The following is an 11,262-nucleotide window of genomic DNA, read 5'->3' as shown; positions in this document are numbered from 1 at the left end:
TATATCAGTAAGAGCCCTGAGAGAAGATCAGGTAGATAGGTTAGGAGTGGAAGTTGTGTGAGCAATGGAGCGGACTAATACTAATAGCTCGAGGACTTATCCAAAGAGTCAAAAGATATTGACAACGTAAGGTTAACTTGTTAGAATATAGATATTCAATTTTGAATGTTTAATCATTCAGAGTTAAGTGACGATAGCCTAGGAGATACACCTGTACCCATGCCGAACACAGCAGTTAAGCCCTAGAACGCCGGAAGTAGTTGGGGGTTGCCCCCTGTGAGATAAGGTAGTCGCTTAGCTTTATTCCGCCATAGCTCAGTTGGTAGTAGCGCATGACTGTTAATCATGATGTCGTAGGTTCGAGTCCTACTGGCGGAGTATAGAAATTAGACCAGTGGGCTGGTCTTTTTTATTTTTATTTTTTTCAAAACATAGATTGTCTGTTTTAATCTGCCAAGTGAAGTCACAATATCTGAAACTTTTATGTTTTCTTGATAGTAAGCCTCTATCATTACAAGTTCGTTTGGGGTAAGATGAATATAAGTCATTTATGTTAGTTCCTTTCAGACAAATGTGGTGTTTATCTGAGCCTAACATAGATGGATTTTTCTCTCTAGCTTAATTTTACAAATCTGGTAAAAGTATAAAAGCTCCGTTTTTATAACGGAGCTTTTATAGTTTTAGTTATTCGGGAAAAATGCATTATATAGGGCTTTAATGGCTTTTTCTTCTTGATCTTTACTTACAACGAACATAATAGAAACCTCACTAGATCCTTGTGAAATCATTTGAATATTAATTTCATTTTCTGACAGTGCCTTAGCTGCAGTTGCGGTAACCCCTACTTGGCTCTTCATTTTTTCACCAACAATCATAATGATTGAAAGATCATGTTCAATTTCAGCTGTGTCAACTTCGAGTTTTTGTGTTAATTGTTTCAGAATTTCTTGTTCTTTGATCGGAGTCAGTTCACGTGAACGCAAAATGATGGACAAGTCATCGATTCCAGTTGGCATATGTTCCCAACTAATATTGAGATCTTCTAATATTTGAAGGAATTTTCGACCAAAACCGACTTCGCGGTTCATGAGGTATTTGGTAGTGTTGATACTAACGAATCCTGAATCACCTGCAATCCCTACAACAGTCACATGATCATTTGAATGTTCCAAAACAATTCGGGTTCCTGGGTGGTCTGGATTATTTGTATTTTTAATGACTAATGGAATTTTACCTCTGTATGCTGGAACGAGTGCTTCATCATGTAAGACTGAAAAACCTGCATAGGCTAATTCACGCATTTCCTTGTAAGTTAATTCAGGAATTGAATGTGGGTGTTTAATAATACCTGGATGTGCTGCAAAGATACCATTTACGTCTGTAAAGTTTTCGTATAAGTCTGCTTTTACGCCAGCTGCAATGATAGATCCTGTAATGTCCGATCCACCACGAGAAAATGTACAAATGTCCCCATCTTGGGTAACACCAAAGAACCCTGGAATGACAATTACTTCACTTGCATCTTTTAGTTCTTCAATTTTATCGTAACTAGAAGGTAAAATACGAGCGTTGGAAGGTTCCGCAGTGACTGTTATTCCTGCTTCTTTTGGATGGATATATTTTGCTTCTAATCCATTTTGATTGAAATAGGCAGCTATGAGTTTAGCGTTGTTATTTTCACCGGCTGCCAAAAATGCATCGTATGTAAATGGATTTCCTTTTTTAGGCAAATTTGTCAGATCATAGATATCTTCAGCAATTTCTTGAATGATAGAATCTTTTAGACCCAATTCTTCTGTAATGGCACGATAACGCTCAATAATCCACTGTTGTGTTTGTGTAACATCTTTATCTGAAGTGAATTCTTTATAATAACGGATCAGTGCATCTGTTACTTTTGTATCTTCTGCATTTCGCTTACCAGGAGCTGATACAACTACAAATTTTCTTTCTGGATCATCTTTAATGATATTAAGTACTTTTTTTAATTGTGGAGCTGATGCTAGAGAACTTCCACCGAATTTAGTTACTTTCATATTTTCTCCTTAATAGTTTCATTAGTACATTATACCAAAGTTCAGTTATTGATACAATGTATTTATAAATAGGGCATAAAATTGGTGGATCTAAGAGGCTATAAATTGTCATGATTCAAATTTTACAATTTTGTTACATCTTATAGATATATTTTACTATTCTTATTTTTTATGGTATGATATGTTATAATTAAAAAGTTTTGATATCAAAATATTTTATATTTAAATAAAAGGAGTCTGTGATGTTTGAAACAATTTTGTATTCTGTCGAAAACGATCTCGCGTCAATTTCTTTAAATCGTCCTGAAGTTTCTAATGGTTTTAACATTCCAATGTGTCAGGAAATTTTGGCTGCCTTGGAAGATGCAGAAAAAAATGAGGAAGTAAAATTCATTATTCTATCAGCAGAAGGGAAAATCTTTTCAGTTGGTGGAGATTTGAGTGAAATGAAACGCGCAGTCGATGCAGATGACATCGAGTCTCTTGTTTTAATTGCTGAATTAGTTAATACTATTTCTAAGAAAATTAAGCAATTACCTAAGCCGGTTATTATGGTAGCTGATGGAGCGGTCGCAGGAGCGGCGGCCAACATAGCAGTAGCTGTTGATTTTTGTATAATTAGTGATCGTACAAAATTTATCCAAGCCTTTGTTGGGGTTGGTTTAGCACCAGATGCGGGTGGGTTATTCTTATTAGGAAAAGCTATTGGTATGTCTCGGGCTACTCATTTAGTAATGACAGGTGAAGCTTTGACTGCAGAAAAAGCATTGGAGTATGGCCTAGCTTACCGCGTTTGTGAATCTGAAAAACTTGAGAAAACGGTTGATCAATTGCTTAAAAAATTAAGAAGAGGATCTTCAAATTCTTATGCTGCTATGAAAGAAATGGTTTGGGAAGCCTTCTTGAAAGAATGGGACCAATATGCGAATCTTGAATTAAATTTGCAAAAGAAACTAGCATTTACAGAAGATTTTAAAGAGGGGGTTATTGCCTACTCTGAAAAACGTCGGCCACAATTTAAAGGAAAATAAATTTGTATCTTTTCCATGTTTTGTGAAAAAAAGCTTGCAAATTATTTTCATTTTTGATAAAATTTGACTATCAAAGTAAAATTAGGAGGTGGAGTTTTGAATTACCAATTAGTTAATGACTATTTAACATCCATCTTTAATAATGTTTTGGTTATCGAGGAGACGAGCCTAAGAGCAAGTCGATTTAAAGATGTTTCTATTAAAGAAATGCATACGATCGACGTGATTGGTTCGACACCGAATGCAACCCCGAGTGATATTTCACGGGAGTTGATGGTGACTTTGGGGACTGTCACGACAAGTTTGAATAATCTTGAGCGCAAAGGGTATATCGAAAGAAGAAGATCTGAAGTTGATCGCCGGGTTGTACACTTGAGTTTAACAAAGAATGGTCGTCTACTTTATCGACTTCATCAGCAATTCCATAAACGGATGGTCAACCAAATTATTGGAGATATGAGCCCCGAAGAGAAGAAAGTGATGCAAAAAGGATTGCAAAATCTGTATCGCTTCTTGGAGGAAATTAAATAATGGTCTTTGCTAAAATTAGTCAAGTTGCTCATTATGTACCTGACCAAGTCGTATCGAATGATGATTTAGCTGAGATTATGGATACAAGTGATGAATGGATCAGTAGTCGGACAGGCATTCTTCGTCGTCACATTTCAAGAGATGAGACGACCAGTGATCTTGCAACAGTTGTCGCACAAAGATTATTAGCAAAAGCAAACTTAGACGCTGAAGAAATTGATTTTATCGCTGTCGCTACAATTACTCCAGACAGCTTAATGCCATCGACCGCAGCCCGGGTACAAGCTAATATTGGAGCTTCTCGAGCCTTTGCTTTTGACCTGACTGCAGCATGTAGCGGATTTGTATTTGCATTAGCCACTGCTGAAAAATACATTTCTTCAGGGATGTACCGGCGAGGGATTGTGATCGGTAGTGAGACGCTTTCAAAAGTATTAGACTGGTCAGATCGCTCTACTTCAGTACTTTTTGGAGATGGAGCTGGCGGTGTCTTGCTTGAAGCGAGCGATCAAAAATCGTTTTTGTCTGAAAATCTCTTTACGGATGGTAGCCGAGGTTCTAGTCTTGAATCTTGCTATTTGGGTCTGTCTTCTCCTTATTCAGAGGAAGTTACCGATCGAAGATATCTGACGATGGATGGACGGGCAGTTTTTGATTTTGCAATTCGTGATGTCACGAAAAGCATTCAAAAGATTATAGCAGACGCTTCTATGGAAGCAGAAGAGATTGACTATTTTCTTTTACATCAGGCGAATGACCGAATGTTAGATAAGATGTCAAAAAAACTGGGTGTCTCTAGAGAGAAGATCCCAGCAAATATGATGGAATATGGGAACACTAGTGCTGCTAGTATCCCCATTCTATTATCGGAGTGTGTCGAGAATCATCGAATCAAGATGGATGGAAGTCAAAAAATTCTTCTTACAGGATTCGGTGGAGGTTTGACATGGGGCACACTTCTTGTTACAATCTAGTTAAACATGTGGAAACACATTTTAAAAATTTATATATTATTTTTTAAGGAGGCCTGTCATGGCAGTATTTGAAAAAGTACAAGAAATTATCGTTGAAGAACTTGGTAAAGAACCATCAGAAGTAACTCTTGAATCTACATTCGAAGATTTAGAAGCTGATTCATTGGATTTGTTCCAAGTGATCTCTGAAATCGAAGATGCTTTTGATATTCAAATCGAAACTGAAGAAGGATTATCTACAGTTGGTGATCTTGTCGCTTACGTAGAAGAAAAAACAAAATAATGATAGATGAGAGTATCGAAAGATATTCTCTCTTGTTTAGGTAATAGTTTGAGGCTCAAAGAAACAATATTTCGAACTCAAACTATTACTTAAGCGAAAAAAGAGGTAGGTATAATGCAAACACGAATTACTGAACTATTGAATATTAAATATCCAATCTTCCAAGGTGGGATGGCATGGGTTGCTGATGGTGATTTGGCTGGAGCAGTATCAAATGCTGGAGGTCTTGGAATCATTGGTGGTGGGAACGCTCCAAAAGAAGTTGTAAAGGCTAACATCGATAAGGTGAAGTCTATTACAGATAAACCTTTTGGTGTAAATATCATGCTTTTGTCCCCATTTGCAGATGACATTGTTGACCTGGTGATTGAAGAAGGTGTAAAGGTTGTTACAACTGGTGCTGGAAATCCAGGGAAATACATGGATCGTTTCCATGAAGCAGGGATCACTGTCATTCCAGTGGTTCCGTCTGTCGCACTTGCAAAACGGATGGAAAAATTGGGCGCTGATGCAGTGATTGCAGAAGGAATGGAAGCTGGAGGTCACATTGGTAAATTGACGACTATGACCTTGGTTCGCCAAGTGGTTGAAGCTATTTCTATTCCAGTAATTGGTGCTGGAGGAGTCGCTGATGGTGCCGGTGCTGCAGCTGTCTTTATGTTAGGTGCCGAAGCTGTTCAGGTGGGAACTCGTTTCGTGGTTGCAAAAGAATCTAATGCTCACCAAAACTTTAAGAATAAAATCTTGAAAGCAAAAGATATCGATACTGTAGTTTCAGCATCAGTTGTTGGACACCCTGTTCGTGCGATCAAGAATAAATTGGCTTCTGCCTATAACCAAGCTGAAAAAGATTTCTTGGCAGGTAAGAAGACTCAAGAAGAAATTGAAGAATTAGGAGCAGGAGCCCTTCGCAATGCCGTTGTTGATGGAGATGTTGACAATGGTTCTGTAATGGCGGGTCAAATTGCTGGACTTGTAAGCAAGGAAGAAACTTGTGCTGAAATTCTAGAAGATATCTATTATGGTGCAGCCAAGGTGATTAAAAAAGAGGCTGCTCGTTGGGCAGATGTAAACGTCTAAAAACGTCGAAAGGATTAGGATAGTGACAAAACGTGCGTTCTTATTTGCTGGTCAAGGGACTCAGAAATTGGGCATGGCGAGCGATTTGTATGCGGCTTATCCCGTTATTAAAGAGACTTTTGATACGGCTAGTCGTATTCTAGGTTATGACTTGCGTGAATTGATTGATTCTAACGAAGAAAAACTGAATCAGACCCGCTATACTCAACCAGCTATTTTGACAACGTCAGTAGCCATTTATCGTCTCTTAGCAGAAAATGGTATCACTCCTGACATTGTTGCCGGCCTTTCTTTGGGGGAATATTCTGCCCTGGTTGCGGCCGGAGCTCTTTCGTTTGAAGATGCAGTAGCATTGGTTGCGAAACGTGGTGAATTTATGGAAACAGCAGCTCCCGCTGGAAGTGGGAAAATGGTTGCTGTTATGAATACAGATCCAAGTTTGATTGAAGAGATTTGTCAACAAGCATCTGAAAAGGGTGTAGTGACACCAGCTAACTACAATACACCCGCACAGATTGTGATTGGTGGTGAGGTTGCGGCTGTGGACTATGCTGTGGAACTTTTGAAGGAAGCAGGTGCCAAACGCTTGATCCCTTTGAATGTCTCAGGTCCATTCCACACAGCCTTACTGGAATCTGCTAGTCAAAAATTGGCAGCTGAACTAGAAAAAGTATCATTTAATGATTTTGATCTTCCTTTAGTTGGGAATACAGAAGCTACTATCATGAAGTCAGAAGATGTGAAAGCACTTTTGGCCCGTCAAGTAAAAGAACCGGTTCGTTTCTATGATTCAATTGCTACGATTCAAGAATTTGGTGTAGATGAGGTCATCGAGATCGGACCTGGAAAAGTCTTGTCGGGATTCTTGAAGAAAATTGATAAAACTCTTCCAACTCATAACGTTGAAGATCAGGCTAGTCTAGATGCACTTCTGAATGCTTAAAACGAGGTAAAGATGGAACTTAAGAATAAAAATGTTTTTGTAACCGGTTCAACACGTGGAATTGGATTGGCTGTGGCTCATAAATTTGCGAGTCTCGGTGCCAATGTTGTCCTAAATGGACGTTCTGAAATTTCTGAGGATTTGCTTGCACAGTTTGCTGATTATGGTGTGACTGTTGTTGGTATTTCTGGGGATATTTCTAATGGCGAAGATGCGCAACGTATGGTAGCTGAAGCAATTGAAAAGCTTGGAAGTGTTGATGTTTTGGTCAATAACGCTGGCATCACAAACGACAAGTTGATGTTGAAAATGACTGAAGAAGATTTTGAACAGGTCTTGAAAATCAACCTGACCGGTGCCTTTAATATGACTCAAGCTGTCTTAAAACCTATGTCTAAGGCGCGTCAAGGTGCCATTATCAACATGTCCTCTGTAGTGGGTCTTATGGGGAATATTGGTCAAGCGAACTATGCAGCTTCAAAAGCTGGATTGATTGGTTTTACAAAATCCGTTGCGCGTGAAGTTGCGGCTCGTGGGGTTCGTGTGAATGCCATTGCACCTGGTTTTATTGAATCAGATATGACAGACGCTATTCCAGAGAAAATGAAAGACGCCATGCTAGCGCAAGTGCCAATGAAACGAATTGGTCAAGCTGAAGAAGTGGCAGAAGTTGCGGCTTTCTTGGCAGGTCAAGAATATTTAACTGGTCAAACAATTGCCATTGATGGCGGAATGACTATGCAATAAGGCGCTATCTGGTCTAGAACTAATTACTTTAATATCCATCCGACAAAAGGAGAATATATATGTCTACAAATCGTGTTGTTGTTACAGGTTACGGTGTAACCTCACCAATCGGAAATACACCAGAGGAGTTCTGGAATAGCCTTCATGAAGGAAAAATTGGAATCAAGCCCATTACGAAATTTGATGCTTCCGAAATTCCAGTCTTTAATGCTGGTGAAATTCAAGATTTCCCATTCGATAAATATTTTGTGAAAAAAGATCAAAACCGTATGGATACTTACTCATTGTATGCAATCTATGCTGCGATGGAAGCTATTGAAAATTCAGGCTTGAATATGGAAGAAGAAAACCGCGATCGTGTAGGTGTGATTGTCTCATCTGGTATCGGTGGTTTGCAAGAATTGGAAGATCAAATTATCCGTATGCATGAACGTGGAATGAAGAGAATCCAACCAATGTTTATCCCTAAAGCTCTTTCAAATATGGGTGCTGGGAATATTGCGCTTAAAATTGGCGCACAAGGGGTATGTAAATCAGTGACAACTGCCTGTGCCTCTGCCAATGATGCTATCGGTGAAGCCTTCCGCGAAATTAAATTTGGGTTCCATGATGTTGTTTTAGCCGGTGGTTCAGAAGCTTCAATTACTAGAATTGGTATCGGTGGTTTCAACGCTCTTACGGCCCTTTCAACAACAGAAGACCCAGAACGTTCCTCTATTCCATTTGATAAAGACCGTAATGGTTTTGTGATGGGGGAAGGTGCAGGGGTTCTTGTCATCGAAAGTTTGGAACATGCCCAAAAACGTGGTGCTAATATTTTAGCTGAGATTGTTGGTTACGGATCAAACTGTGATGCTTACCACATGACAACACCAACTCCAGACGGTTCAGGAGCTGCTAAAGCGATTAAATTAGCGATCAATGAAGCAGGTATCAAGCCTGAAGATGTTGACTATGTCAATGCCCATGGTACCTCTACACCTGCCAATGAGAAAGGTGAAAGCGGAGCTATTGTTTCTGTACTTGGTAAAGAAGTTCCTGTATCATCGACTAAATCATTTACAGGACACTTGCTTGGTGCTGCTGGTGCGGTTGAAGCGATTGCTACCATCGAAGCGATTCGTCACAGTTTTGTACCAAAAACTGCTGGTACTAAAGAATTATCTGACTATATCGAAGCAAACGTTGTTTATGGTGAAGGCCAAGAAGCGGATATTCAGTACGCTATCTCAAATACCTTTGGTTTTGGAGGACACAATGCTGTTCTGGCCTTTAAACGTTGGGAGGGGTAATTCATGAATATTTCTGAAATCAAAGATTTGTTGGCTCAATTTGATGCGTCAACTTTGCGTGAATTCTCATATAAAAATAATGGCGAAGAATTGAATTTGAGTAAAAACCAAACGAGTTCAGTTGCGGCTACACCGGTTGCTCCTGCAGTTGAAGTGGTAGCAGCTCCTCAAACTCCTGTAGTAGCCCCTGTTGTTGAAGCATCAGCAACTCCAGCTGTAGCGGCTGAACCAGTTGCTGCTCCAGCTCAGGCTGCAGAAGGTGATGTGGTTGAAAGTCCATTGGTTGGGGTGGCTTACTTGTCGCCAGCACCGGATAAACCAGCCTTTGTATCTGTAGGAGACAAAGTTACTAAGGGTCAAACACTCTTGATTATCGAAGCCATGAAAGTGATGAATGAAGTCCCAGCACCAAAAGATGGGGTAGTCACTGAAATTTTGGTAACGAATGAAGAAATGGTTGAATTTGGAAAAGGATTGGTTCGAATCAAATGACAATTGATATTAATGCTATTCGTGAGGCTTTGCCGCATCGTTACCCAATGCTTTTGGTGGATCGCGTTATAGAAACAAGCGAAGATACGATTGTTGCCATTAAAAACGTGACAATTAATGAACCATTTTTTAATGGACATTTTCCACAATATCCTGTTATGCCAGGTGTTCTCATCATGGAAGCTTTGGCACAAACAGCAGGTGTATTAGAGTTGTCAAAACCTGAAAATAAAGGGAAATTAGTCTTTTATGCAGGGATGGACAAGGTGAAGTTTAAAAAACAAGTCGTTCCAGGAGATCAACTGGTGATGACAGCTACTTTTGTCAAACGTCGTGGAACCATTGCTGTTGTTGAAGCGAAAGCAGAGGTAGACGGTAAGCTTGCAGCTTCAGGAACACTTACTTTTGCAATTGGAAATTAAGAAAGGCCTATCTATGTTTCGTAAGATCTTAATCGCCAATCGTGGTGAGATTGCAGTGCGCATTATTCGTGCGGCTCGTGAACTTGGCATCGAGACGGTTGCGGTGTATTCTACTGCTGATAAAGAAGCCTTGCATACCTTACTAGCGGATGAAGCAGTCTGTATTGGCCCTGCTAAATCAACAGAATCTTATTTGAATATGAGTGCTGTCTTGTCTGCAGCTGTCTTAACAGGTGCAGAAGCTATCCACCCTGGTTTTGGATTTTTAAGTGAAAACTCAAAATTTGCAACCATGTGTGAGGAAGTGGGCATTAAATTTATTGGTCCTTCTGCTAAAGTCATGGATTTGATGGGGGATAAGATTAATGCTCGTAAACAGATGATCAAAGCAGGAGTGCCTGTTATTCCTGGATCAGATGGTGAAGTGTATACTGCTGAAGAAGCCCTCGAGATTGCAGAACGTATTGGTTACCCTGTGATGTTGAAAGCATCTGCAGGAGGCGGTGGTAAGGGAATTCGGAAGGTTGAAAAACCAGAAGATTTGGTTGCTGCTTTTGAATCTGCTTCCTCAGAAGCTCAAGCTGCTTTTGGGAATGGTGCCATGTATATGGAGCGGGTGATTTATCCGGCACGCCATATTGAAGTACAGATTTTAGCGGATCAGCATGGACATGTCATTCACTTAGGTGAACGCGATTGCTCTCTTCAACGGAACAATCAAAAAGTTCTAGAAGAATCCCCTTCAATTGCTATCGGAAAAACTCTTCGTAATCAAATTGGTTCTGCTGCTGTTCGGGCAGCTGAGTCAGTTGGATATGAGAATGCTGGAACGATTGAATTCTTGTATGATGAAGGCAAGGGTGAATTCTACTTTATGGAAATGAATACCCGTGTGCAAGTAGAGCATCCTGTTACAGAATTTGTAACAGGAGTTGATATCGTTAAGGAACAGATTAAAATTGCAGCTGGACAAGAATTATCCGTTACTCAAGAGGATATTGTCTTTAAAGGCCATGCGATTGAATGCCGGATCAATGCGGAAAATCCTTCCTTTAACTTTGCACCAAGCCCAGGTAAGATCACTAATCTCTATCTTCCAAGTGGTGGGGTTGGATTGCGTGTGGATTCGGCTGTGTATCCTGGTTATACGATTCCACCATATTATGATAGTATGATTGCTAAGATCATTGTCCATGGTGAAAATCGCTTTGATGCACTGATGAAAATGCAGAGAGCTCTTTATGAGTTGGAAATCGATGGTGTCACAACCAATAGCAGTTTCCAGTTGGATTTGATTTCAGATTCACATGTGATCGCTGGTGATTATGATACTGCATTTTTGATGGAACAATTCCTTCCAAATTATAATAAGGAATGATGAAAAAGCCTGGACTTGTGAGGGAAGTATGAACATCATCCTCACAGTTGCAG

12 protein-coding genes, 1 tRNA gene and 2 rRNA genes are annotated in these 11,262 nt (G+C 39.7%); 14 read left to right on the top strand and 1 reads right to left on the bottom strand.

Features of this window, described 5'->3' with window-relative positions:
- From O3626_RS08760 to O3626_RS08750, 3 genes are all read left to right on the top strand, one after another.
- Nucleotides 1–104 (top strand): 23S ribosomal RNA (locus O3626_RS08760); the annotation flags it as partial.
- A gap of 79 nt (nucleotides 105–183) precedes the next feature.
- A 5S ribosomal RNA gene (gene rrf, locus O3626_RS08755) occupies nucleotides 184–299 on the top strand.
- 5 nt (nucleotides 300–304) lie between these two features.
- Nucleotides 305–378, top strand: a tRNA-Asn gene (locus tag O3626_RS08750).
- A 302-nt stretch (nucleotides 379–680) separates the two neighbouring features.
- Here O3626_RS08750 and O3626_RS08745 read toward each other — a convergent pair.
- Complete coding sequence (locus O3626_RS08745) at nucleotides 681–2,036, bottom strand: aspartate kinase (RefSeq protein WP_371496437.1); 1,356 nt, start codon at nucleotides 2,034–2,036, stop codon at nucleotides 681–683.
- 239 nt (nucleotides 2,037–2,275) lie between these two features.
- Here O3626_RS08745 and O3626_RS08740 point away from each other — a divergent pair, with 239 nt between their 5' ends.
- The 11 genes from O3626_RS08740 (at nucleotide 2,276) to O3626_RS08690 (ending at nucleotide 11,209) form a co-directional block, all read left to right on the top strand.
- Nucleotides 2,276–3,067: an enoyl-CoA hydratase gene (locus O3626_RS08740; RefSeq protein WP_070659612.1), complete on the top strand. Its 792-nt coding sequence runs from the start codon at nucleotides 2,276–2,278 to the stop codon at nucleotides 3,065–3,067.
- 96 nt (nucleotides 3,068–3,163) lie between these two features.
- Nucleotides 3,164–3,598 (top strand): MarR family winged helix-turn-helix transcriptional regulator, encoded by a 435-nt coding sequence (locus O3626_RS08735; RefSeq protein ID WP_009732277.1) that lies wholly within the window; start codon nucleotides 3,164–3,166, stop codon nucleotides 3,596–3,598.
- Nucleotides 3,598–4,572, top strand: coding sequence for a beta-ketoacyl-ACP synthase III (locus O3626_RS08730; protein ID WP_371496434.1), 975 nt, complete (start codon nucleotides 3,598–3,600; stop codon nucleotides 4,570–4,572). Before O3626_RS08735 ends, O3626_RS08730 begins: the two co-directional genes overlap by 1 nt.
- Before the next feature lie 58 nt (nucleotides 4,573–4,630).
- Nucleotides 4,631–4,855 (top strand): acyl carrier protein, encoded by a 225-nt coding sequence (locus O3626_RS08725; protein WP_003003892.1) that lies wholly within the window; start codon nucleotides 4,631–4,633, stop codon nucleotides 4,853–4,855.
- A gap of 114 nt (nucleotides 4,856–4,969) precedes the next feature.
- Nucleotides 4,970–5,935, top strand: a complete 966-nt coding sequence (fabK, locus tag O3626_RS08720; RefSeq protein WP_269796430.1) for an enoyl-[acyl-carrier-protein] reductase FabK — start codon at nucleotides 4,970–4,972, stop codon at nucleotides 5,933–5,935.
- 22 nt (nucleotides 5,936–5,957) lie between these two features.
- A complete protein-coding gene (gene fabD, locus O3626_RS08715) occupies nucleotides 5,958–6,878 on the top strand; it encodes an ACP S-malonyltransferase (protein WP_371496432.1) in 921 nt (306 codons plus the stop codon).
- 12 nt (nucleotides 6,879–6,890) lie between these two features.
- A complete protein-coding gene (gene fabG, locus O3626_RS08710; protein WP_371496428.1) occupies nucleotides 6,891–7,625 on the top strand; it encodes a 3-oxoacyl-[acyl-carrier-protein] reductase in 735 nt (244 codons plus the stop codon).
- A 59-nt stretch (nucleotides 7,626–7,684) separates the two neighbouring features.
- Nucleotides 7,685–8,917: a beta-ketoacyl-ACP synthase II gene (gene fabF / locus O3626_RS08705; protein WP_049471732.1), complete on the top strand. Its 1,233-nt coding sequence runs from the start codon at nucleotides 7,685–7,687 to the stop codon at nucleotides 8,915–8,917.
- Between the two features lie 3 nt (nucleotides 8,918–8,920).
- The gene (gene accB / locus O3626_RS08700; RefSeq protein WP_049490989.1) at nucleotides 8,921–9,409 is read left to right on the top strand and encodes an acetyl-CoA carboxylase biotin carboxyl carrier protein; all 489 of its coding nucleotides are present in this window, start codon (nucleotides 8,921–8,923) and stop codon (nucleotides 9,407–9,409) included.
- Nucleotides 9,406–9,831: a 3-hydroxyacyl-ACP dehydratase FabZ gene (gene fabZ, locus O3626_RS08695; protein WP_049490988.1), complete on the top strand. Its 426-nt coding sequence runs from the start codon at nucleotides 9,406–9,408 to the stop codon at nucleotides 9,829–9,831. Before accB ends, fabZ begins: the two co-directional genes overlap by 4 nt.
- A 13-nt stretch (nucleotides 9,832–9,844) precedes the next feature.
- On the top strand, nucleotides 9,845–11,209 hold the full coding sequence (locus O3626_RS08690) for an acetyl-CoA carboxylase biotin carboxylase subunit (RefSeq protein ID WP_371496425.1): 1,365 nt from the start codon (nucleotides 9,845–9,847) through the stop codon (nucleotides 11,207–11,209).
- Nucleotides 11,210–11,262 lie beyond the last annotated feature (53 nt).

The sequence above is a fragment of the Streptococcus sp. 20925_1_77 genome (genome assembly GCF_041432125.1).
In the GTDB taxonomy this organism is placed as follows: domain Bacteria; phylum Bacillota; class Bacilli; order Lactobacillales; family Streptococcaceae; genus Streptococcus.
This window is presented reverse-complemented; position numbering and strand designations above follow the sequence as displayed.